Genomic DNA, 23,238 nt, shown 5'->3' with positions numbered 1-23,238 from the left:
CATGGGAAACGGCGGGGGCCGCGTCCGGGGAAGAGCTTCCCGGACGCGGCCCCCGCCGCCTGTCCGCCGTCACCCGCGCCGCATCGCCGCCCGGACCTCCTCGGCGCTCGCGGCCAGCAGTTCCCGGATCTCCGGGCGGTGGTGGCCGGTGGCCCACTCCGCGATCCGGATCATCTTGTCCGCGGTCGGATTGATGTGGTGGGTGCCGGGGTCGTTGAAGCCCAGCGCCGGCAGCATCCAGTCCGACTCGCGGACCCGCTGCTCCGCCACCGCCGCGGCCTCCTCGGCACTCATGCGCCCCGCGTCCACCGCCTCGCACAGCTCGGTGAGCTCGTCGAAGGCCTCCTTGTAGAAGTCGAGCGGGCACCACAGGCCTGGGTACGGGTTGTCGTCCAGCGCCTGGCAGTGGGTGTCGTCGCCGGTCTCCTTGGTCTTCGTCAGCGCGTTGAGGATGCGCTTGCCGCCGATGACGCTGGCCGAGGCCCAGATCCGGAACACCGAGTTCCACAGCGGGTAGTGCGAGAAGGAGATGAAGGAGTTGTTGACCAGCTTGTCGTTCCACTCCAGCAGGCCCTGCTCCAACTGCTCCACGTAGGCGAAGCGCTCGCTCGCGAAGTCGTCGTCGCGCAGCGCCGCCATCAGCCGCCAGGACAGCGCGTTGATGATCTCGCAGGTGTTGGACAGCCCGCGCGAGAACAGTGGGTCGATGAAGCCGGCCGCGTGCGACATCAGGCACCAGCGCTCGCCGACCGTCCTGGTCGACGAGTACTGCATCCGGTCCGTCCGGACCCACTCGCGCACGCTGCGGGCACCCTTCAACTGCCGCTGCACCGCCGGGAAGCGCTCCACGTGGCACCGGAACTCCTCCTCGGCCGTCAGGTCCGGCCGGGCGGGGTACCTCCGCTCGTCGAGCTGGATGCCCACGCTGCACAGCGGGTTGGTGGCTCCCGGGTGGTTGTTGAACGGGATGATCCACATCCAGCCGCGTTCGAAGATGTGGTGCATCGTCCCGTCGTTCCACGGCACCGGCGGGCGCAGCTCGGCGGGCGTGTCCACGTGGTCGTCGATCGGGTCCACCCCGACCATGTGGGTGAAGATCGAGCGGGCGTGGTGCTTGAGCCGACTGGGCTCCTCGCGCAGCCCCAACTGCCGGGCCAGCGGGGAGCGGAAGCCGCTGGCGTCGACCAGGTAGCGGGCCCGGACCGTGCTGCCGTCGGCGCCGGCCACGGTCACCCCGGCCTCGTCGAACTCGATGTCCTCCACCCGGAAGTGCTGCCGCGCGTCGCAGCCGTAACGCACGGCGGTGTGGAACATGTAGGCGTCGGTGTCCTGCCGGAAGAAGTGGGCCGCGTTGCCGACGATCGAGGGGATGCGGAACTGGCTGGTCTCGTGCGGGTCCGGCTCCTGGCCGTCCTGGTGGAACATGAAGCCGAAGTTGCTCTTCTGCCCGTGCGCGCTGCTGACGTTGGCCAGGACGTCCTCGAAGCTCGCCAGGTGGGCGATCTCCGGCACGCCGTACCGGTCCGAGATCAGCCGCAGGACCACCAGCGTCTGCCCGATGGTCGACTCGCCGACGGCGAACCGGGGGTGATGGGCGCCGTCGAGCAGCATGACCCGGAAGCCGTGCTTGGCGAGGATCGAGCCGAGCATGGTGCCCGACAGGCCGCTGCCGATGATGGCGACGTCGTACGGTTGCCCGGTCTGCTGTCCCTGGTCTGTGGTCACGTCGAACTCCTCTCCGTTCAGGCCGACTTGACGCCGATGGCGAAGTGGTCGCGGGTGATGGTGTCGGAAGCGGTGATCCGGTCGACGGTGAAGCCGGCCTCCACCAGGTACTCGCGCGCCTCCTGGAGCGAGTAGGCTCCGGCCTCGTCCCGGATCATGGTGTGGTTGATCCGCTGCAGGAGGACCTCCGGGTCCCGCTCGTCCGGGTCGATCATGGCGTCGTACAGGACCACCAGCCCGCCCGGGCGCACCGCCTTGTGGGCGCGGCGCAGCAGCTCCCCGCGGTCGGCCACCGGCCAGTCCGGCAGGACGTGGCCGAAGATCACCACGTCCGCCTCCGGCAGGTCGGTGGCGAAGAAGTCGCCGCCCTGGAAGGCGACCCGCTCGGCGGTTCCGGCCCCGGCCACCAGCTCGTCGAAGAGCGGGCGCAGCGCCGGCAGGTCGAAGACCGCGCCGCGCAGGTGCGGGTGGGCGGTGGCGATCCGGGAGGCGACGTTGCCGCGCCCGCCGCCGACGTCCACGAAGGAGGTGTACCGGCTCCAGTCGATCTCGCGGGCCAGCTCGTCGGCGGTGAAGCCGTTGTGGGCGTCCATGTGCAGCATGATCTGCTTGGCGCGGTCGAGGTCCTCGTACTGCTTCGGGTAGGCCAACTGGCCCTGCGCGGCCACGGCCGACTTGGCCTTGCCGTCGCGCAGCGCGTCGGTCAGCTGCGCCCAGGCGTGGTAGTGCAGCCGGGCGTGCTGGCGGGCGGTGCCGCCCAGGTAGGTGCCGCCGGGAAGCAGGAACTCGCGGGCGAGCTCCGAGGCCCGGTAGCGTCCGTCCTGCTCGTCGAGCAGTCCGAGGCCGACCAGGGCGTCCAGGAAGTCCTTGAACAGGCGGTGCCGCACGTCGAGTTCGGCGCGGAGCTGCTCGACGTCGGCGGCGCGGTCGGCGAGCAGCTCGAAGATGCCGAGCTCGACCGCGCTCTGCAGCGCCTTGGCCCGGAAGTAGGCGGTGTTGAGTGCGACGATCCGGCGCGCGCGGGCGGCGGGGCTGTCGGTGGTCGATGTCATCGTGCTTTCCTTCGCGGTGAGTCGGTGAGGTTCAGGCCGCCGGGCCGAACCAGGTGGCGGCGGCGTGGTGGAACTCGTCGTGGCGGGCCGGGTCGCCGGCCCAGGCCACGTAGCCGTCCGGGCGGATCAGGTAGGCGGTGGCCGGCTCCGGTCCGGCGCCCTTGGTGGTCAGGGTGTCCACCCGGTCCGCCCAGGCGGCCAGCGGCGGGTCGGCCGGGGCCGGTTCGGGGAGCAGCAGCAGGCCGCGGGCCCCGGTGAAGCAGTCGCTGATCCGCCGCGGACCGTCGGCGGTGAGCAGTTCGGCGTCCGGCATCCGGCGGCCGATGAGCGGGTGGTCTCCGGTGCCGTAGGTGACGTCGAAGCCGGAGAGCATGCCGGCGATGTACCGGTTGGTGTCGGGCAGGGTCATCAGCTCGCGGAAGGTCTGCCGCAGAGCGTCGTACCGGGGGTCCGGGTCGATCAGGACGGCCTGGGTCCGGGTGTTGCGCACCACCCCGTCGGCGACCGGGCGGCGCTCGCCCTCGTAGCTGTCCAGCAGTTCCGGGGTGCCCTGGCCGCGGACCGTCGCCGCGAGCTTCCAGCCGAGGTTGACGGCGTCCTGGACGCCGAGGTTGAGGCCCTGGCCGCCGGCCGGCAGGTGGATGTGCGCCGCGTCGCCGGCCAGCAGGACCCGGCCGCTGCGGTAGGCGTCGGCCAGCCGGGAGACGTCGGTGAGCCGGGACAGCCAGGTGACGTCGTGCATCCCGTGGTCGCCGCCGGTGTGCTCGATCAGCGCGGCGCGCATCTCCTCCTCGGTGACCGGCGCGTGGCGGTCGGGGAAGGGCTCGCCGAACCAGGCGACCGTCGCCCGGTAGACGCCCGGCTGGTGCTGGAACGCCCCGAACCAGGAGCGCCGTTCGGGGTTGAGCAGGCCCACCGGGCGCATCGGCCCGAGGCCCTCGCCGCGTGGCAGCTCGCCGCTGAAGCGCATGTCGCCGATGAGTGCGTACATGTGGGGGTCCTGGCCGGTGAACCCGATCCCGGCGTGCTCGCGGACGGTACTGCCACCGCCGTCGCAGCCGACCAGGTAACGGGCCCGCAGCGGGCCGATGCCGGTCCCGACGGTCACTCCGTCCTCGTCCTGGGAGAAGCCGGTGACGGCCGCGCCGCGCACGATCCGTACGCCCAGCTCGCGGGCCCGCCCGGCGAGCAGCTCCTCGGTGCGCACCTGGGGCACCAGCAGCACGTACGGGTGGCGGGTGTCGAACTCCTCGAACCGCATCGGCACCCCCAGGCTGGCGAAGTTGCCGCCCTGGAGCACTCCCGCGCCCTCCTTGAAGCGGTCGAGCAGCCCGCGCAGTTCGAGCAGTTCCACGGTGCGGCCCTGCATGCCCATGGCCTTGGAGTGCTTCTCCGGTTCCGCGCGTCGCTCGACCACCATCGTCCGGGCTCCGCCCAGCGCCAGCTCGCAGGCGAGCATCAGGCCGGTCGGCCCCGCTCCCGCCACCACCACATCGCAGTCCAACACGGCCTCCGCTCTCGGTCCGGTACGACGGGCCCACGCTGTCAGCCGCACTTCGAGCCGGAGTCCAGCGACGCTCGCCGCCCGGGCGGCCGGCACCAAGGCGACTCGAAGCGGGGTGCCTAGCGTCGGCGGGGACCCTGACCCACCGACAGAGGACAGCCATGCCACTCACCGCGAACGAGGCCGCCTACCTGGCCTCGCAGCCGCTCGCCCGTCTGGCCACCGTGGACGGCCGCGGACAGCCGCACGTCGTTCCCCTGGGATTCCACTACAACGCCGAGCTCGGCACCGTCGACGTGACCGGGCGCGGCATGGCCCGCAGCCTCAAGTACCGCCACGTCCAGGCGCATCCGCGGGTCTCGCTGGTGGTGGACGACGTGCTGGACGCGGAGCACTGGGTCGTCCGCGGGATCGAGATCCGGGGTACCGCGGTCGCGCTGCCCAGCGGCGGAAGGGAGATCCTGCCGCACGTCGACGACGAGCTGATCCGGATCACCCCCGAGCGGATTGTCTGCTGGGGCATCGACTCCGACTGCCAGGCCCCGCCGCTGGCCCGCGACGTCGCCGGGAACGTCGCCGGGAACGTCGCCGGGAACGGGGTGCGGGCATGATCGAGCGGCTGCCGAAGTTCCCCTGGGACGTCCTGTTCCCCTACCGCAAGCGCGCGGCCGCCCACCCCGACGGGCTGGTCAACCTGGCGCTCGGCGACCCGGTCGACCCGACCCCGCCCGCCGTCCGCGCGGCCCTCGCCGCCGCGGCCGACGCGCCCGGCTACCCGTCCACCGAGGGCACGCCCGAGCTCCGGGCGGCCGTCGCGGCGTGGCTGCTGCGCCGCGAGGGGGCGGCCGTCGAGCCGGACGCCGTGATCCCGGCCGTCGGCACCAAGGAGCTGATCGCCTGGCTGCCCACCATGCTGGGCCTGGGCCCCGGCGACATCGTGCTCGTCCCCGAACTCGCCTTCCCCACCTACGAGGTGAGCGCCCGGCTGGCCGGCGCCACGCTGGTCCGGACCGACTCGCCGCTGAGCCACGACGGCCCCGCCCCCCGGGTGCTCTGGCTGAACTCCCCTTCCAACCCGGAGGGCCGGGTCCTGGGTACCGCCGAACTGCGCGCGATCGTCGAGTGGGCGCGCGAACGGGGCACCCTGGTGGTGAACGACGAGTGCTACCTGGACCACGTCTGGGAGGGTGAGACCCGCTCGGTGCTGCACCCCGAGGTCAGCGGCGGCAGCCACCGGGGCGTGCTGGCCGTGCACTCGCTGTCCAAGCGGTTCAACCTGGCCGGCTACCGGGCGGGCTTCGCCGCGGGGGACCCGGAGGTCATCGCGACGCTGCTGGAGGTGCGCAAGCACGCCGGTCACATGGTGCCCGCCCCGGTGCAGGCCGCGATGGCGGCCGCGCTCGGCGACGACTGCCACCTGGCGCGGCAGCGCGAGCACTACGCCCGGCGGCGTGAGCTGCTGCGCACGGCACTGGTGGACGCCGGGTTCCGGATCGAGCACTCGGCGGGTGCGCTGTTTCTCTGGGCGACCAGGGACGAGCCGTGCTGGGCGACCGTCGGCGCGCTGGCCGATCTCGGCATCCTGGTGGCGCCCGGGGAGTTCTACGGTGAGGCGGGCGCGCGGCACGTCCGGGTGGCCGTCACGGAGACCGACGAGCGGGTCGAGCAGGCGGTGAAGCGGTTGGCCGGGGGCTGATGACGCGCCGATCCCGGTGCCCCGCCGGCCGCGTGCCGGCGGGGCACCGTGCTGCTCGGGGCGGTGTGCCGAACGGGTCGGGACGCCCGACGGCCGCTGCCCCCGGACTCGTCCGGGGGCAGCGGCCGTCGCGGTCAGCCGGTCCGCTCCGGGACCACGCTCTCGACCAGGTGCAGGTAGGAGTTGACCGGGCGGACCTCGGCCCGGGTCAGGCCCGCCTCCTCGACCAGCGAGACCAGGCCGGCCTGCGTGTGCTTGCGGCCACCGACGTTGAGCAGGAGCAGCAGGTCCATCGCGGTGGTGAACTTCAGCTCCGGGCTGCCGTCCACCAGGTTCTCGACCACGATGACCCGGCTGCCCGGCGCGGCCGCCCGTACGACGTTGCGCAGGGTCAGGACGGTGCTCTCGTCGTCCCACTCCAGGATGTTCTTCAGCAGGTACACCTCGGCCGCGACCGGGATCTCCCGACGGCAGTCACCGGCCAGCAGCGTCGCGCGGTCGGCGAGCGCACCGCCCGGCCGCAGCCGCGGGTCGGCCCCGGCCACCACGTCGGGCAGGTCCAGCAGGGTGCCGCGCAGCCGGGGGTTGCGCTCCAGCAGCGTGGCCAGGACGTGCCCCTGGCCGCCGGCGATGTCCACCACCGTGCCGACCCCGCTCAGGTCCAGCCGGTCGGCCAGCGCCAGGGCGGAGAGCCGGCTGGACTGGGTCATCGCCCGGTCGAAGACCGCCGCCGACTCCGGCGAGTGCTCGTGCAGGTGGTCGAAGAAGTCCGCCCCGTGCAGCTCGGGGAAGACCGCCTTGCCGGTGCGCACCGCCTCGTCGAGGTGCCCCCACAGCTCCCAGGTCCACGGCTCGGTGCCCCAGAGCACCATGTCCTTGAGGGTGCGCGGGGTGTCCTCGCGCAGCAGCCGGGAGGCGTCGGTGTGCGCGTACCGGCCGTCCGGCTGCTCGGCGAACACGCCGTAGCAGGTGAGCGCGCGCAGCAGCCGTTGCAGGGTGCCCGGGTCCGCGTTCACGGCCGCGGCCAGTTCGGCCGCGCCGGCGGGCTCCTCGCCCAGCGCGTCGGCCAGGCCCAGCCGGGCCGCCGCCCGGACGGCGGCCGCGCCGGCCGCGCTCAGTGCGAGCTCGCGCAGCCGGATGACCGGCTGCGCGATGATGTCGCCGCTCGTCGTCATGGTCCGCTCCTCTCAGGCGCCGTGCTGCGCGATCAGGTCGAACGGGGCCGGCTCGGCCTGGGCGAGGCCCATCACCTTGCCGACCCGCGAGCGGAACTCCGGCGAGGCGGTCGCCGCCTTGTGCGAGGCCGCGTCGTCCCACTCGGCGGTCTCGACGTACACCGCGGGGTCCGCCGCCGACCGGTACAGCCGGTGCGAGCGGAACCCGGGCCGGGTGCTCATGAAATCGCTGATCTCCCCGACGAGTGCCTCGAACTCGGCGACGTCCCCGGTGACGCTGAAGCGGTTGATGAAGGTGAACACGGTTGTCCTCCGGTGATGGTGTGGGTGGTGCGGGGTCAGCGGGAGCCGAACAGCCGGTCGCGCAGCTCGCGCCGCTGGACCTTGCCGGTGGCGGAGCGCGGGATGCCCTCCACCAGCCGCAGCTGCCGCAGGTGCTCGTAGTAGGGGAGGCGGGCGTTGGCGAACTCGGTCAGGGCGGCAGGGTCGACGCCCTCGCCGCGCGGCACCACGAGCCCGACGGCGACGGCACCGCTCAGCTCGTCGGGGTGGTCGAAGACCACGCAGTCGGCGACGGCCGGATGGCGCATCAGCACCCGCTCGATCTCGCTCGGCGACACCAGCCAGTTGTCGCACTTGAAGACGTCCTTGATCCGGTCGACGACGAAGAGCCGGCCCGCCTCGTCGATCCGGCCGACGTCGCCGGTGCGGAACCAGCCGTCCGCGTCGACGGCGTCGGCGGGCGCGTCACCCAGGTAGCCCAGCATCAGCTGCGGCCCCCTGACCTGGATCTCGCCGCGCTCGCCGATCGGCAGCACCGCGCCGCTGCGCACGTCGACGATCCGGCAGGCCGTCCCGGCCACCGGTGGCCCGCTGGAGCCGACGGTCGGGCTCTCCGGCAGGTCGAAGTGCGTCGACGGCGAGGTCTCGGCGAGGCCGTAGCCCTGGACCACCGGGACACCGAAGTGCTCCGACAGGGCCACCGTCGTCCGGGGCGGCAGCGCCGAGCCCCCGGACAGCACGGCCCGCAGCGACGGGATCCGGAAGCCGGGCAGGCGCTCGTCGCCGGCGAGCCGGGACAGCCGCACCGGGAGGCTGTACAGGTGCGAAGCCCGCCAGGTGCGGGCCAGCCCCATCAGCGCCTCCCGGTCCTCCTCGGGGGAGAGCACGTGCGTCGCGCCGACGGCCAGCGCGACGTTCAGGTGCATGAGGTGGAACGAGGGCAGGTTGTTGAGCGAGACGGAGTCCGCCGTGAGCCGGTGGGCGTGCGCAGACTGCGCGGCGTTCACCAGCAGGTTGCGGTGGCTCAGCCGCACCGTCTTGGGCGCGCCCGTGGTGCCGCTGGTGAACTGCAGGCAGGCGGTCTCCACCACCTCGCCGGCCGGGACGGCGGCCCGCTCCAGCCCGGCCAGGACGGGCGTGCCGTCACCGGCATCGGCGGTCAGCACCAGCTGTCGCAGCAGCGGCAGCCGGGTGCGCAGCGCCGTGATCCGCCGGTGCATCCGGGGCGACAGCACGGCCGCCCGCGCACCGCAGGAGGCGAGGACGTGCACCAGGGTGTCGTCCGGGACGAGCGGGTTGAACATGGCGCTGGTGTTCCCGGAGCGCGAGATGCCCAGGAACGTGACCGCGAACTCGACGGTCGGCTCGGCGGCGATCGCGATCACCGTGCCGGGGCCGCCGAAGGCGCCGCGCAGCGCCTCGGCGCACTCGGTCACCCGGTGGTCCAGACGCGCGTGGTCGAGCACCAGGTCGCCGGCGACCAGAGCGGGGTGACGCGGCGTCCGTCCGGCGGCGCGCCGGAGCAGGTCGTCGATCCGGGGCCCGCCGATCAGCTCGGCCACGCCGTCCAGGGGCGGACCGAAGGTCGTACTGTCCCGTGGGAGGTCCACGGTGGCCTCCTCTCAGGCGGGCAGGTCGTCCCGGTACACCTGGCGGTGCCGGACCTTCAGCTCTCCGGCCACCCGCACCAGCCGGTCCTCGCAGCTGCAGCTCAGGTGCACCGCGGCCGGGCCGCCCTCGGGCGTCGCGACGATCAGGGCGTACGTCCTGGCCAGCACGCTGCCGTCCGGCTGCTCGGCGACCTCCAGCATCCCGAGCCAGTGGCGGTGCCGGACCCCGGCGGCGGCCAGGCGCTCCGCGGCCTCCCGCGCGCCCTGCTCGATCGCGCCGCGCCCCTCCTGCGGGTGCGGGCGGGCATTGGCGGCGAACACGCCGTCCTCGGTGAAGGTCGTGGCCCACTCGGTGACCTCGCCCTCGTCGAGATGGCGCATCTGCCGCCCGTAGAAGTGCTGGACCTCCTCGTAGAGCGTTGCGGTCATTCTCCGGGCCTCCTCGGATAGTCGGGGGGTGGGGCAGCGCCGACGCTCCCACCTCCGTTTCGAATCCCGTTGGAGCCGGCGGCGTGCCGGGCCCGCTCGAAGCGCAGTCGAAGCCGGCCGGGCAGGGTCGGGCCAGGGCTCGGAGGACGGGCCCGGGATTCGCGAGCGAGACAGGAGATCGATGCGATGAGCACGGTGAAAACCGGTGACGTCGCCCTGGTGACCGGGGCGACCAGTGGAATCGGACTGGCCAGCACCGTCCGGCTGGCCCGGCGCGGGCTGCGCGTCTTCATCTGCGCCCGCACCCCGCAGGCCGTCGCCGAGACGGTCGCCCGGCTGCGCGGCGAAGGCCTGGACGTGGACGGCCTGGCGGCCGACGTCCGCTCCCAGGAGGACGTCGCGGAGGCGGTGCGGGCCGCCGTGGACCGCTTCGGCCCGATCGGCGTGCTCGTCAACAACGCCGGACGCAACGGCGGCGGCGTCACGTCCACCATCACCGACGAGCTCTGGCAGGACGTGATCGAGACCAACCTCACCAGCGTCTTCCGGGTCACCCGCGAGGTGCTCACCACCGGCGGCATGGAGGCGGCCGGCCACGGGCGGATCATCACCGTCGCCTCCACCGGCGGGAAGCAGGGCGTCCCGCTCGGGGCCCCGTACTCGGCCTCGAAGGCCGGCGTCATCGGCTTCACCAAGGCGCTCGCCAAGGAGCTCGCCGTCACCGGCACCACGGTCAACGCGGTCTGCCCCGGCTACGTCGAAACCCCGATGGCCGTTCGCGTCCGCCAGGCGTACGCCGACACCTGGGAGACCACGGAGGAGGACGTGCTCGCGCGCTTCGAGCAGAAGATTCCGCTCGGCCGCTACTCCACCGCCGAGGAGGTGGCCGGCATGGTCGACTACCTGACCACGCCCGCCGCCGCCTCCGTCACCGCGCAGGCGATCAACGTCTGCGGCGGCCTCGGCATCTACTGAGCCGCATCCCACTCACCCCGCAGACGGAAGGCCGGTCCGACACATGACCACCACCCAGCGCACCATGCACGAGATCGACATCGACGCCCCCGCCGACGTCGTCTACACCGTCATCGCCGACGCCGTGGCCTGGCCGCAACGCTTCACGCCCACCCTCCACGTCGAGCGCACGGAGCTCGTACCCGGCGCCGAGCGCCTGCGGATCTGGGCCCGGGCCAACGGCGAGGTCAAGCAGTGGACCTCCCGCCGCGACCTCGACGCCGCCCGGCGCCGGATCAGCTTCCGCCAGGAGACCTCCTCGCCCCCGGTCGCCTCGATGGCCGGGCAGTGGCAGGTCACCGAGCGCCCCGGTGGCGCCATCCTCACCCTCACCCACGAGTTCAGCGCGATCGACGACGACCCGCAGGGCCTGGGCTGGATCACCGAGGCGACCGACCGCAACAGCCGCAGCGAACTCGGCAACATCAAGTCCCTCGCCGAACGGTGGACCCAACTCGCCGACCTGGAATTCGAGTTCGAGGACTCGGTGCTGGTCGACGCCGCCCCGGACACGGTCTACGACTTCCTCCAGGACGCCGCCGCCTGGCCCGCCCGGCTGCCCCACGTCGCCCGGCTCGACCTGCGCGAGGAAGCCGGCGGCATCCAGCACATGGCCATGGACACCCGCACCGCCGACGGATCCGAGCACACCACCGAGTCGGTCCGGATCTGCTTCCCGGGCACCGGCATCACCTACAAGCAGCTGCGCACCCCCTCCATGATGGCCGCGCATACCGGCCGCTGGACCGTCGAGCCGACCGAGCACGGCGTACGGGTCACCTCCTGGCACGCCGTCGTCCTCAACCCGGAGGCGATCCCCGCCGTCCTCGGCCCGGACGCCACCACCGCCACCGCCCGCCGCTTCATCCGCGAGGCCGCCGGCGGCAACAGCCGCGCGACCCTCGGGCTCGCCAAGCGGTTCGCCGAGGAACGCCGTGGCTGACCCCGCCCCGGCCGTCCTGATCGTCGGCGCCGGCCCGGTCGGCCTCACCGCGGCCCACGAACTCGCCCGCCGCGGCGTACCGGCCCGGCTGATCGACGCCGCCGGCGGCCCGGCGACCAGCAGCCGCGCCCTGGCGGTGCACGCCCGGACCATGGAGGTACTCGACCAGATGGGGGTGGTCGACCGACTGCTGCCCCTGGGCCGGCGGGTCACCCACTTCACCATGCACCGCCGCGGCCGGATCCTCGTCCGCTTCGACACCAACTACCGTTCCCTGTACACCCGTTACCCGTTCAGCCTGATGGTGGACCAGGTGGTCACCGAGCAGGTGCTGCGCGCGCGAGCCGCCGAACTCGGCGTCAGTGTCGAGTGGGGCGTCGAACTCACCGCCCTGCATCCCGACAACGACGCCGTGCTCGCCACCCTCCGCCACGCCGACGGGCGCACCGAGGAGACCAGGGTGCCCTGGCTGATCGGCGCCGACGGCGGTCGCAGCACCGTGCGCAAGCAGCTCGGCATCCGCTTGATCGGCGACTCCACCCAGGTCTGGCTCAACGCCGACGTCACCCTCGACGCCGACCTGCCGCCGGACAGCAACCACCTGCTGCACACCGACCCCGGAACCCTGCTGCTCGTCCCGTTTCCCGGACCCGGCAAGTGGCGCGTGGTGGACACCGCGGACACCGACGGAGCCGACGACCCCGAGCTCGTCCGGCGCCGCCTGGCCGGCAAGATCGGCCGGGCGCTCGGCCGCCCGGTCGAGGTCGGCACCCCCACCTGGCTCTCCGTCTTCACCGTCCAGCAGCGCCAGATCACCCGGATGCGCGAGGGCCGCTGCTTCCTGGCCGGAGACGCCGCCCACGTGCACAGCCCCGCTTCCGGGCAGGGCATGAACAGCGGCATCCAGGACGCCTACAACCTCGCCTGGAAACTCGCCGACGTGATCCGCGGCCACGCCGGACCGGGACTCCTCGACAGCTACGACGCCGAGCGGGTGCCGACCGGAGCCGTCCTGCTCCGCTCCACCCGCACGGCCACCGCCCTGGTCTCGCTGCGCTCCGCCGTCGCCCCGGCCCTGCTCACCGTCGGCACCGCCGCGCTGCGCCGGATACCGCCGCTGCGGCGCAAGGTCGAGGGCCGGATGATCCGCGGCTTCTGCGGGCTCGCCCTGGCCTACCCCGACAGCCCGCTCACCCGGCCGGACCCGGCGTCGGCGGGCCGCCTCGCCCCCGGCGACCGGGTGGGCTGCGACGCGGCGACAGCGGCCGGGCATCCCGGCTGGTCCGCGCTCTGCGCCGAACTCGCCGACCCCCGCTGGACGTTGCTCGCCACCTCGGTGGCCGCCGGGCAGACCGGACACCGGGAGGCACTCGCCCGGGTGGAACGGCTGCTCGGTGCGGCCGTCTCCGTCCGCACGGTCGCCGACCCCGGTGGCCCGGGCGTCCTACCCGACCCCGACGGCACGCTGCGTGGCGAACTCGGGCTGACTCCCGGCGAGTTCCTGCTGATCAGGCCGGACGGCCACGTCGCCGCGCGGGGCCGCGGGCCGGAACGCTACCTCGACGTCCTCCAGGCCTGCGATCTGCTACCGGACGGAGCCGCGCATGCGCGTCATTGACCTCTCCTCGACGATCGACGGCAGCGCCTGGGAGGTGGACGGCATCCGGCACGAGGTGATGACGCCGGCCGACGGCGCGCGCCACATGGCCGAGGGCATGCTCCGCAACCACGGCATCGAGTTCGACATCGCCGACCTGCCCGACGGCGAACTGCTCTCGCTGGACACCCTGACCCTGACCACCCACACCGGCACGCACGTCGACGCGCCGTCGCACTACGGCAGCAAGGCCGCGTACGGAGTTCCGCGCCACATCGACGAGTTGCCGCTCGAATGGTTCACCGGCCCGGGCGTCGTCCTCGACCTCACCGACTCGGGGGTCGGGGTGATCGGCGCGGACCGGCTGCGCCGGGCGTTCGACGACATCGGCCACTGCCCGGGGGCCGGGGAGATCGTGCTGCTGCACACGGGCGCCGACCAACGCGCGGGTACTCCGGAGTACTTCACCCAATTCGCGGGTCTGGACGGGGAGGCGACGAACCTCCTGCTCGATCTCGGGGTGCGGCTCATCGGGACGGACGCCTTCGGACTGGACGCTCCTTTCACGCACATGCTCTCCGAGTTCCGGCGCACCGGGGATCATTCCGTGCTGTGGCCCGCGCATTTCGCGGGGCGTCAGCGGGAATACTGCCAGATCGAGCGATTGGCCAATCTGGGCGCGCTGCCCGCGCCGACCGGATTCACCGTGCAGGCATTCCCGGTCAAAATCGCTGGGGCGGGGGCGGGTTGGACGCGAGCGGTGGCACTGCTCGACTGACCCGGGGAATTGCCGTGACGACCGAGGGCCCGACCACCGGAGCAGTGGTCGGGCCCTTCCGGCGTCCCGTCAGATGCGGCCGAACACCCGCAGCATGTACTCCTTCCGGTCCGCCGGGTTGAGGTCGGTGCGGCGCCGGCTCGGCACCGGACCGACGGTCGGCTGGAAGCTGTGGAACCGGGTGACCAGCACGCCCTCGCCCTGGCTCAGCCCGGGCAGCCGCTGCTCGAACTCCTGGACGGTGCGGGCCGGAATGGTCCCCTCCACCAAGCAGCTGCTGCCCTGCCCCCGGGTCGTCTCCGGGGTCGCACCGCACTCCACCAGGTTCAGCAGGACGGTGCTGACACTCTCGGCCGGCACCTCCAGCTCGAACCGGTTGACCGGCTCGAAGACCTGCGTACCCGCCTGCTTGAGCGCGTTCATCAGCACCAGCGGGGTGAGCTTGCGGAAGTCTCCCGCCGCGCTGACCGGGCTGGCGAACCCGGAGTGGGTGAGCGTCACCAGGATGTCCAGCACCTCCCAGCCGTGCAGCCCCTGCTGCAGGGTCGCCCGGACGGCCTCCTCGACGGCCTTGTGGAAGGCGTGCGGCAGCGAGCCGAGCTCCACCGACCGGCGGAAGACGACCCCCGAGCCCGGCTCCCCGGGTTCGACCCGCAGGCCGACCGTGGCCCAGAAGAAACTCCTGCTCCGGTAGTCGATCTCCTCCACCGACTCGCCCACCCCGATCGGGCGCTCGACACAGATGATCCGGGTGCCCTCGAACACCACGTCCAGCTTGTAGTCGTCGGCGAGGGTCGCCGCGATGACCTCCTTCTGCACCTCACCGTAGAGCGAGACGGAGATCTCCTGCTCCTCGTCGTCCTTGCGGACGTTGATGAACGGATCCTGGTCGGCCAACTGCAGCAGCGCGTCGTGGAGTTCGGGCATCGCACCGGGCCGGGCCGGCCGGATCACCGTCTCCAGGCTCGGCGGCGCGAAGAGGTGCTCGCCGTCCAGCCCCTCGTCGGAGCCGAGCCGGTCCCCGATCCGGATGCCCTTGAGCCCCCAGACCTTGGCGATGTCACCCGCCCGGGCCTGCTCCTCCACCACCGCGGAGCCCCGGTCGAACACCTCGACCACGGTGGTCCGGCCGGGCAGTTCGACGACCGCGCCGTGCTGGTCGCGCCGGAAGACGGACACCTTGGAGCGCGGCCCGAGCGTGCCCGTCCGCAGCCGCACGTAGGCGACCTTCTCGCCCGCCCAGCCGCGTTCGATCTTGAACACGGTGCCGTGGAGCGTACCGTCGGCGCCGCCGTGATTGACCGGAAACAGCCTGGTGATCCCGTCCACCAGTGCGCCGATGCCGGCGTCGGCCACGGCCGAGCCGAAGAACACCGGGTGGACCTGTGCCCGGCGGGCCTGCCGGGCCAGTTCCTCGGTGTAGTCCCGCGCGGTCAGGGACGCCTCGTCGTCGAGGTAACGGGCCAGGAACTCGTCGCCGTGCTCGGCCAGGAGATCGGCCAGTTCGGCGGCGAACTCCGGATCGTCCGGTCCGACGGTCCGGGCGAGCGCGTGCGCCTCGGGCGTGCCGAGCCCTTCGACCCTGGTCAGCGGCACGACGGTGGGCGAGAGCTCGGAGCGGATCTCGTCCAGCAGGCCCTCGTACCGGGCGCCCAGGCGGTCGATCTTGTTGACGAAGAGGATCACCGGCATGCGCATCTTGACCAGCGTGCGCATCAGCAGCCGGGTCTGCGCCTGCACCCCCTCCACGGCCGAGACGACGAGCACCACGCCGTCGAGCACGCCGAGGGCCCGTTCCACCTCGGAGATGAAGTCCGGGTGGCCGGGAGTGTCGATGAGATTGACCTTCACGTCGCCGACGGTGAAGGACACCACCGCGGACCGGATGGTGATGCCGCGCTGGCGTTCGAGTTCGTGCGAGTCGGTCTGGGTGTCGCCGCGGTCGACACTGCCGACGCGGTCGATGACGCCGGCGGTGTGCAGCAACCGCTCGGTCAGGCTGGTCTTACCGGCGTCGACATGCGCCAGGATTCCGATGTTCACGCTTGACAAGACGGAGTTCCCCTAGTTCTTCGGTCTTCGTACGGATAACCGGAGCAACACGGATCTTTCGGGGCACGTCCTTCTCCTCGCGGGTCTGGCGGTGGCAGGGCCTGATAGTCCAACCGACCCGAGTGTAACAGCACTTGACGGATGGACAGCCGATCGGCGGGGGTCCATCGGCGGGGGTCGATCGGCGGGGAGTGTTTCCCTCGGGACAGTTCGCCAGGCCGATCCGGAAATGCGCCGGTGTCACCTCGGAAATACGGTGCTGCCACCTTGTACGGATTCCTCTTGAGGCCCCGCCGGAAGCCCGGATATACCTGGGTTCGAGGAAATTCCGGCCGACATCGGAGGCATGGTGAAGTTCAACATCCTGGGCCCGTTGGAAGTCCTCGACCGGGGAATTCCGTGCACCCCGAGCGCGTTGAAAGTCCGCTGGACACTGGCGATCCTGCTGATGAACGCGAACCGGATCGTCGACCTCGGCCTCATCATCGAGGAGATCTGGGGCGGCAGCCAGCCGCGGACGGTGGTCACCACGGCGCAGACGTACATCTACCAACTGCGCAAGCTCTGCCGCCCCAAGGGGCACGACGTCATCCTCACCAAGGCCCCCGGCTACGTGCTGCTGCTGAGCGAGGAGGAGCTCGACGCCCAGCAGTTCGAGCGCCTGCACGCCGAAGGGGACCGCCTGCTGGCCGCCGGGCACCCCGAGGCCGCCGCGGAGCGGCTGCGGCTGGCGCTGGGCCTGTGGCGGGGCACCGCGCTGGCCGACATCCCGGTGGGTGGTGTGCTCGCCGGCCACGTCGCGGTCCTGGAGGAGATGCGCCTTCGCGCCCTGGAGCGACGCATCCTGGCCGACCAGCTACTCGGCCGCCATCGCGAACTCGTCCCTGAGCTGAGGATGCTGACGCACAGTCAGCCGTTCAACGAGTGGTATCACGAACAGCTCATGCTCGCCCTGGACGCCGCCGGGCGCCGCAGCGAGGCGCTGCACGTCTACCGCACGCTCTACCGCAGGCTCGACGAGGACCTCGGGATCACCCCGTCGCGGGCGGTGCGGGACCTGCACAACGAGCTGTTGAGCGGTACCGTGCCCGCGCGGCAGCAGTCCCGGGCGGCTGCCGCGCGGACGGTGGAGCAGGGCCCTCGGGCCCGGTCGGCGTGAGGGCCGCCCCCTGATGCGGCCGGGCCGGCCAGTCCGTGGTCGGCCCGCTGCCCGGGCCCACCGGTCAGACCTGTCGGCCCGGCCCAGCCGGGTTCGGTCGGGCCGGGTTCGGTCAGGCCCGGCCCACCGGCACCAGCATGGCGGCGGCGCGGGCCTTGTTGACGGCGTCGATCCGGGAGACCGCGTTGAGCTTGACGAAGACGTTCCTGAGATGGCGCTTGACGGTCCCGGGCGATATGCAGAGCCGCCTGGCGATGTCCGAGTTGCTCAGCCCGTTCGCGACCAGCCCCAAGACCTCGCGCTCCCGACCGGAGAGCCGACCACCACGCCGTCCGGCCATCCAGCCGAGGCCGGAGCGCGAGGCCATGATGTACACCCGCTCCCGGTCGGTGGTGAGGCCCCGGATCACCGGGCACAGGTACTCGCCGGCGGCGTCCTCGGTCAGGTAGGCGCTCGCCCCGGAGCCGAGGTACATCTCCATCTCGCCCGGCTGCTCCTGGCGGCTCAGCACGACCACCCGGGTGCCCCGGTCGAGCAGCCGCCCGAGGGCCCGCTCGGTGTCGGCCACGGACTCGCCCGCGCCGTACACCACGACATCCACCCGCTGTCCCGCCAGGACCTCCAGCGCCTCGTCCAGGCCGTCCACGGCGGGGTGGAGGGTGAGGTCGCCCTCGGCGGATAGCAGGGTCTGGAGCCCCGTGCGCAGCAGGACGTTCGCCTCGACGACCAGGACCGACGGACGGATGCTGACAGGCGACACGATTGACCCCCGGTGGCGACAGGCACGAACGACCGACGAGTGGAGCGACCCCGGTTTGCCGGTCGATTCGGGGGCGCGATGGACGCTCCGATTCCTGAGACGGCTGGTGGAGGGCCGGGTCTCCTTATCCGGATATCGAATCGGAGCGCCCGCGGCCCGGCAATGGACGGCGGAACGACCGCTCCGAAGCCGTCGGGCGACGGACCGGACCGCGAATGAATTCCGGATGTTTCCGATATCCGGGCCGGTTTCAGGTTTCCGGCGCCGGTCCTCCGGGCGCCGGGTGGGGCAGCATCCGGGGGTGCGGTGCTCACACCCCGCCGTCCGCTCACACCCCGCCGTCCGGCGGGGTCGGCCTGGGACGCTCGCGAACATGGTGGTGACCGTCGCGGCCTGCGTTGTTGTCAAGCCGCCGGCCCCGGGGGCGGTGGCGGCCCGGGCCGGCACGGCCGCGCCCGGGGACGGGCGCGGGCCCTGTGGCCGGCCAGGGGAAGCAGTCATTCGTAGTCCTCCGATAGTGGGGAGTCGGTGGATGTTTGTATTCGGGACAAGTGGCGCGTCCGGGCGGTCTTTGGACCCCCTGCGTAGGCTGGAGGTGGGATGACACCTCGTCGGCAGTGTCCGCGGCCGGTCGATCGAGCCCGCCATGGAGGTGGCTCGATTTGCCGGTGCGGACTGAGGAGAACCTAACCTGATTCCCACATTCACCCCAAGGGCGGTTTTTCGCCGCGCGAGCGCGACCTATCACGGGGCGATCTCGCCCGCTGTCCACGGAGGCGTTCGCCCGCAGGAGCATGCCGGGCCCGCAGGAGCATGCCGGGCCCGCGGGAGGACCCGGTGACCAGGGCGGTGCGACCCGTGAAGCGGTGGGGTCGTGCGGTCATGGTGGACTCCCGGGGTTCGGGTGCTCTCGTCGCCGGTGCGATACGGCTAGCCGGCCCCGCTGCCCCCGTCGCCGCTCCCCGTGCGGGCGGTGACCAGGCCGGACTCGTAGGCCGCGATGACTGCCTGGGCTCGGTCGCGGACGTCGAGTTTGCCGAAGACGTTGGTGATGTGGTTCTTCACGGTGGAGTGGCTGATGTCCATGGCCTGGGCGATCCCGGCGTTGTCGAGGCCGGTGGCCATCAGCCGCCACACCTCGACCTCGCGTGGGGTGAGGTCGCCCGGGGTGACGGCCGGTGGTGGCGGAGCGCCGATCGGGGTCCGGACGTAGGCGGAGATCAGCCGGGTGAGCAGCCGGGGGGCGACCACCGCCTCCCCGGCGTGGACGGTGCGGATCGCCGTGCCCAGGTCCTCCGGGGACACGTCCTTGGGGAGGAACCCGTAGGCGCCGGCGCGCAGGGCGGCCACCACGTACTCGTCCATGTCGAAGGTGCTGAGCGCGAGGACCCGGCAGTCCGGCAGGGTGCGGGCCAGTTCCTCCGTGGCGCCGACCCCGTCCAGGACCGGCATCCGGATGTCCATCACGACGACGTCGGGGCGTAGTCGGTGGGCGAGTTCGACGGCCTGCCGTCCGTCCTCGGCCTCGCCCACCACCTCGAAGGACGGGTCGGGGGAGAGGATCAGCGTCAGGCCGCGTCGGACCAGCGGCTGGTCGTCCACGACGAGGAGCCGGATCCGCGGCGTCCCGGCGGTCATCGCCGTGCCTCCGCGTGTCGGACGGCCGGCCCGGCAGAGGGAGAGTCGGTTCCGGGCTCGCCGTGCTGGACGGCCGCTTCGGCGTTCTCGTCCGGGGCCAGTGGCAGGTCGGCCAGTACGGCGAACCCGCCGTCCGGCCGCGGGCCGGTCACCAGGGTGCCGCCGTGCAGGGCGACGCGTTCCCGCATGCCGACCAGGCCGTAGCCGCTGCCCCGGTCACCGGCCGGCCCGCCGTCCTGGGCAGGGACGCCCGCGCCGTCGTCCCGCACCTCGACGGTGATCCCGTCCGGACGGTAGGTCAGCCGGACGGAAGCGCGGGCGGGCCCCGCGTACTTGCGGGCGTTGGTGAGGCCTTCCTGGACGATCCGGAACACCGTCAGGCCGACGGTCGGCGGCAGCGGGCGCCGGGGCCCGTGGACGCCGAGGTCGGTCGGCAGTCCGGCCCGGCAGGACTCGTCCACCAGGCGGTCGAGGTCGTCCGCCCCGGGCTGGGGCGGCGGTGGGGCGGTGTCCGGTTCGTCGCCGGCCCGCAGGACGTTCAGCAGCTGGCGCATCTCGCGCAGGGCCAGTCGTCCGGAGGACTCCAGGGTGACCAGGGCGTCCCGGACCACCTCCGGGTTCGTGAGGTTGGCGCGGGCGCCTCCGGCCATCAGCTGCATGGTGGTGATGTGGTGGGCCACGATGTCGTGCAACTCCCGTGCGATGCGGCGGCGTTCCTCGGCGACCGCGCGGTCGGCCAGCAGCCGGCGGTTGGCGGCGACCTCGCGCTGCCAGCGCGCGACCGCGAAGCCGCCGCCGGCCACGAGCAGCGAGGAGAGGGGCGCGGCGACGTACCCCTCCCAGGTCGGGAGGCGGAAGTGGCTCTGGCTCACCGCCGTCGAGACCGCTGTCGCCACGGCGGCGGCCACCGCCACCCCGACGGGGCGGTGCCGGGCGACCGAGTACAGGCCGACCGCGAGAACGGCGCCGAAGTGGGGGCCCATCGGGGCCAGCAGGTTGGCCACGGCTTCGAGCACCAGGACGGCGGCGAGCACGCGCATCGGGTGGCGGCGTCGGGCGACCAGCGGCAGGCCCGCCAGCGCGACGATGACGAAGCCCGGCACGCTCACGGTGTGGGCGCCGTTCACCTGGTTGAAGAGCAGGTAGGCGAGCAGGTCGAGCATGCCGGCGCCGACGGCCACCAGCGCGTCGGCCTGGGTCCACGGCGGGCCGTCGGAGCGGCCCGGCCGCCGGCCGCCCGGCAGCGGGTCGTCCGCGCGGTCGTCCCTGCGGTCGTCCCTGCGGTCGTCCACGCCCGCCGCGTCGGGGCGCTGACGCCCGTCCATGTCGGTCCTCCCCGGCTGATCAGTGCTGATGCCCCATTCTGGCATCGCCCCGCGGGGCCCGGCGTGGTCCCCGCGGCCGAGGTCCGGCGGCCCGGACCAGGAGCACGGTCCCAGGTCCGGCCGGGTCCGGGGAGTGGGGGCCCGGACCCGGATCGTCCGCTGCTCGGACGCCCGGCACCCCTCCCGCCTGATGGTCTGGAACCCGGCCGGGAACCCCCGGCGACGAGGCCGACGTTCGCGTCCATCAGCCGGAGGACATAGTGATCCGCGCACTGACCGGATTCTCCACCAGACACGCCTGGAAGATCATCGCCCTGTGGGCGGTGCTGGGGCTCGGGCTGACCGCGCTGGGGCCGATGCTGCTCGGCCGCGTCACCCAGTCCCAGACCGGGGACTTCCTGCCCCGCGGCTACGACTCGGCCGCCGCCCTGCGGATCGCCGAGGAGAAGTTCGGGGTGAAGCCCGGTGCCACCACGGTCACGGTGCTGGTCGCCCGTGCCGACGGCAAGGTGCTCACCGCCGCCGACCAGCAGCGGATCGAGGCCGAGGCGGTGAAGCTCGGCGAACGCCGGGTCGTCATGCCCAGGAAGGACGACCAGCCGGCCTTCCTCGTCCCCGACCACTCCCAGACGCCGCGGGTCGCACCGGCGATGACCGCGCCCGACCGGAGCTTCCAGCTGCTCTCCGTCGAACTGACCGGGCACGCGGGCGACGAGGGCGTCCAGAACGTCTACCGGACCTTCCGGGACGATGCCCGCGCGCGGTTCGCCGACGCCGGGATGCGCACCGGGTTCACCGGCGGCCTGGCCGAGGCCGCCGACTCCGCCGACGACAACCGGACCGCCGCGACGGTCGGCGGCATCCTCGTCACGGTGCTGATCGTGCTGCTCAACGTGCTGGTGTTCCGCAGCGTGCTCGCGGCGGTCCTGCCGCTGCTCGCGGTCGCGATGATCGGCGGCGCGGCCGGCGGCGCCGTGGCCGGTGCCGCGGCGCTCACCGGACTCAAGCTGGACGCCTCGACCCCGGGCCTGATCTCGGTGGTCCTGCTCGGCATCGGCATCGACTACCTGCTGTTCCTGCTCTTCCGGTTCCGCGAGCACCTGCGGGCCCGGCCCGACCAGCCCGCCCGCGCGGCGGCCGCCGAGGTGTCCGGCCGGGTCGGCACCGCGATCACCTCGGCCGCGCTGACCATCGTGGCCGCCTTCGCCACCCTCGGTGTGGCGAGCTTCGGCCAGTTCCGCTCGCTCGGCCCGGCCATCGCCGTCGCGGTGCTCGTCATGCTGCTGGGCAGCCTCACCCTGATGCCCGCCCTGCTCGCCGCCTGCGGCCGCAAGATGTTCTGGCCCTCCCGCAGCCTGCGGCGGGAGCCGCGCGAGGGCCTCGCCGCCCGCTTCGGCACCCTCGTCGCCCGGCGGCCGCTGGCGCTGCTGTGCGCCTCCGTCGCGCTGCTCGGCGCGCTGGCCGCCGGGATGACCGGGATCCGGATGGACTACGGCCAGGGCGGCGACTCCGGAACGGCCGCGTCGGCCACCGCCGCGGAGATCTCCCGCGCGCTGCCCGCCGGCGTGTCCGACCCGACGAGCGTCTACCTCACCGCCAAGGACGGCGCCACCCTCGACCCCGCCCGGCTCGACGGCCTCTCCCGCGCCCTGGGCAAGGTCGACGGCGTCGGCCAGGTCGGCGGGGCGGTCCTGAACGGGGACCACCGCGCCGCCCGGATCGACCTCTTCCTGACCGTCGACGCACAGAGCGCGCGGGCCCGCGAGCTGGCCTCCGGCCCGGTCCGCGCCGCGGTCGCCGCCCACACCCCCGCCGGGCTGAACGCCCACGTCGGCGGCACCGCGGCCGTCTTCGCCGACGTCTCCACCGCCGTCGACCACGACCTGACCGTGGTGTTCCCGGTCGCCGCCGCCCTCATCGCCCTGATCCTGCTGCTGCTCCTGCGCAGCCTGCTCGCCCCGGTGGTGCTGATGCTGGCCGTCGGCCTGGGCTTCGCCGCCACCCTCGGCGCCGCCACCCTGCTCTTCCAGCACCTGCTGGACGAACCGGGCGTCAGCTTCACCCTCCCCCTGGTGCTGTTCCTGTTCGTGGTGGCGCTCGGCACCGACTACAACATCCTCATCACCGACCGCATCCGCGAGGAGATGCGCCACCCCGGTTCGCCCCGCGCCGCCGTCGCCCGCGCCGTCCGCCACACCACCCCCGCCATCGCCACCGCCGGGCTCGTCCTGGCCGGCTCCTTCGCCACCCTCGCCACCACCCCGGGCAGCGAACAGGTCGCCTTCGCGATGACCCTCGGCATCCTGCTGTCCGCCCTGGTCCTGTCCCTCGTCCTGGTCCCCGCCGTCGCCGCCCTGCTCGGCCGTCCCCTCTGGTGGCCGCTGCGCCCCACCCCGCACCGCACCCCGACCGCCCACCCGGCCCCGGACCCCGTCCGGGTCCCCGTCCCCTGACCTGGTCCCACCTTCTGAACGGTGTCCACTGCCCCGGACGCCCCGG

At 72.9% G+C, this 23,238-nt stretch carries 19 protein-coding genes; 8 read left to right on the top strand and 11 right to left on the bottom strand.

Annotated elements, in window-relative coordinates:
• Positions 1–69: 69 nt before the first annotated feature.
• The 3 genes from AB0N76_RS13225 to AB0N76_RS13215 are packed head-to-tail and all read right to left on the bottom strand — an operon-like array spanning position 70 to position 4,281.
• A complete protein-coding gene (locus AB0N76_RS13225) occupies positions 70–1,725 on the bottom strand; it encodes an FAD-dependent monooxygenase (protein ID WP_363556353.1) in 1,656 nt (551 codons plus the stop codon).
• A 17-nt stretch (positions 1,726–1,742) separates the two neighbouring features.
• Positions 1,743–2,777 carry a methyltransferase gene (locus AB0N76_RS13220; protein ID WP_363556351.1) on the bottom strand — a complete coding sequence of 345 codons (1,035 nt, stop codon included), beginning with the start codon at positions 2,775–2,777 and terminating at the stop codon, positions 1,743–1,745.
• Between the two features lie 31 nt (positions 2,778–2,808).
• Entirely contained in the window at positions 2,809–4,281 is a 1,473-nt protein-coding gene (locus AB0N76_RS13215; protein WP_363556349.1) for an FAD-dependent monooxygenase, read from the bottom strand.
• A gap of 161 nt (positions 4,282–4,442) precedes the next feature.
• Here AB0N76_RS13215 and AB0N76_RS13210 point away from each other — a divergent pair, with 161 nt between their 5' ends.
• Both AB0N76_RS13210 and dapC read left to right on the top strand, forming a co-directional pair.
• On the top strand, positions 4,443–4,892 hold the full coding sequence (locus AB0N76_RS13210) for a PPOX class F420-dependent oxidoreductase (protein ID WP_363556347.1): 450 nt from the start codon (positions 4,443–4,445) through the stop codon (positions 4,890–4,892).
• Complete coding sequence (gene dapC, locus AB0N76_RS13205) at positions 4,889–5,977, top strand: succinyldiaminopimelate transaminase (protein ID WP_363556345.1); 1,089 nt, start codon at positions 4,889–4,891, stop codon at positions 5,975–5,977. Before AB0N76_RS13210 ends, dapC begins: the two co-directional genes overlap by 4 nt.
• A gap of 134 nt (positions 5,978–6,111) precedes the next feature.
• Here the strand turns inward: dapC and AB0N76_RS13200 are convergent, their stop codons facing one another.
• Genes AB0N76_RS13200 through AB0N76_RS13185 form a run of 4 tightly spaced genes read right to left on the bottom strand, consistent with a single transcriptional unit; the run spans position 6,112 to position 9,473 of the window.
• On the bottom strand, positions 6,112–7,152 hold the full coding sequence (locus AB0N76_RS13200; protein WP_363556343.1) for a methyltransferase: 1,041 nt from the start codon (positions 7,150–7,152) through the stop codon (positions 6,112–6,114).
• Between the two features lie 12 nt (positions 7,153–7,164).
• Positions 7,165–7,455 carry an antibiotic biosynthesis monooxygenase family protein gene (locus AB0N76_RS13195; protein ID WP_363556341.1) on the bottom strand — a complete coding sequence of 97 codons (291 nt, stop codon included), beginning with the start codon at positions 7,453–7,455 and terminating at the stop codon, positions 7,165–7,167.
• A gap of 35 nt (positions 7,456–7,490) precedes the next feature.
• On the bottom strand, positions 7,491–9,044 hold the full coding sequence (locus tag AB0N76_RS13190) for a class I adenylate-forming enzyme family protein (RefSeq protein ID WP_363556339.1): 1,554 nt from the start codon (positions 9,042–9,044) through the stop codon (positions 7,491–7,493).
• A gap of 12 nt (positions 9,045–9,056) precedes the next feature.
• Entirely contained in the window at positions 9,057–9,473 is a 417-nt protein-coding gene (locus AB0N76_RS13185) for a nuclear transport factor 2 family protein (protein ID WP_363556337.1), read from the bottom strand.
• Between the two features lie 186 nt (positions 9,474–9,659).
• On the opposite strand from AB0N76_RS13185, the gene AB0N76_RS13180 reads away from it, so the two are divergent.
• From AB0N76_RS13180 to AB0N76_RS13165, 4 genes are read left to right on the top strand one after another with little or no spacing between them, the layout of a single operon-like run.
• On the top strand, positions 9,660–10,448 hold the full coding sequence (locus AB0N76_RS13180; RefSeq protein WP_363556335.1) for an SDR family NAD(P)-dependent oxidoreductase: 789 nt from the start codon (positions 9,660–9,662) through the stop codon (positions 10,446–10,448).
• Positions 10,449–10,491: 43 nt separating this feature from the next.
• Entirely contained in the window at positions 10,492–11,430 is a 939-nt protein-coding gene (locus AB0N76_RS13175; RefSeq protein WP_363556333.1) for an aromatase/cyclase, read from the top strand.
• Positions 11,423–13,048, top strand: a complete 1,626-nt coding sequence (locus AB0N76_RS13170; protein WP_363556331.1) for an FAD-dependent monooxygenase — start codon at positions 11,423–11,425, stop codon at positions 13,046–13,048. The genes AB0N76_RS13175 and AB0N76_RS13170 overlap by 8 nt, the downstream gene beginning before the upstream one ends.
• Entirely contained in the window at positions 13,035–13,805 is a 771-nt protein-coding gene (locus AB0N76_RS13165) for a cyclase family protein (protein WP_363556329.1), read from the top strand. The genes AB0N76_RS13170 and AB0N76_RS13165 overlap by 14 nt, the downstream gene beginning before the upstream one ends.
• Before the next feature lie 69 nt (positions 13,806–13,874).
• Here the strand turns inward: AB0N76_RS13165 and AB0N76_RS13160 are convergent, their stop codons facing one another.
• A complete protein-coding gene (locus AB0N76_RS13160) occupies positions 13,875–15,848 on the bottom strand; it encodes a translation factor GTPase family protein (protein ID WP_363556327.1) in 1,974 nt (657 codons plus the stop codon).
• 355 nt (positions 15,849–16,203) lie between these two features.
• On the opposite strand from AB0N76_RS13160, the gene AB0N76_RS13155 reads away from it, so the two are divergent.
• Complete coding sequence (locus AB0N76_RS13155; RefSeq protein WP_363556325.1) at positions 16,204–17,016, top strand: AfsR/SARP family transcriptional regulator; 813 nt, start codon at positions 16,204–16,206, stop codon at positions 17,014–17,016.
• Positions 17,017–17,128: 112 nt separating this feature from the next.
• Here AB0N76_RS13155 and AB0N76_RS13150 read toward each other — a convergent pair whose 3' ends face one another.
• The 3 genes from AB0N76_RS13150 to AB0N76_RS13140 form a co-directional block, all read right to left on the bottom strand.
• Positions 17,129–17,776: a response regulator transcription factor gene (locus tag AB0N76_RS13150; protein ID WP_363556323.1), complete on the bottom strand. Its 648-nt coding sequence runs from the start codon at positions 17,774–17,776 to the stop codon at positions 17,129–17,131.
• 930 nt (positions 17,777–18,706) lie between these two features.
• Positions 18,707–19,414 (bottom strand): response regulator transcription factor, encoded by a 708-nt coding sequence (locus AB0N76_RS13145; RefSeq protein ID WP_363556321.1) that lies wholly within the window; start codon positions 19,412–19,414, stop codon positions 18,707–18,709.
• On the bottom strand, positions 19,411–20,739 hold the full coding sequence (locus tag AB0N76_RS13140) for a sensor histidine kinase (RefSeq protein ID WP_363556319.1): 1,329 nt from the start codon (positions 20,737–20,739) through the stop codon (positions 19,411–19,413). The genes AB0N76_RS13145 and AB0N76_RS13140 overlap by 4 nt, the downstream gene beginning before the upstream one ends.
• A gap of 260 nt (positions 20,740–20,999) precedes the next feature.
• Between AB0N76_RS13140 and AB0N76_RS13135 the strand changes: the two genes are divergently transcribed.
• Complete coding sequence (locus tag AB0N76_RS13135) at positions 21,000–23,192, top strand: MMPL family transporter (protein ID WP_363556317.1); 2,193 nt, start codon at positions 21,000–21,002, stop codon at positions 23,190–23,192.
• The last annotated feature ends 46 nt before the right edge of the window (positions 23,193–23,238 follow it).

It is taken from the genome of Kitasatospora sp. NPDC093806 (assembly GCF_040683335.1).
Classification (GTDB): Bacteria; Actinomycetota; Actinomycetes; order Streptomycetales; family Streptomycetaceae; genus Kitasatospora.
The sequence above is the reverse complement of the archived record's forward strand: the minus strand, read 5'-3'. Positions and strand labels throughout refer to the sequence as shown.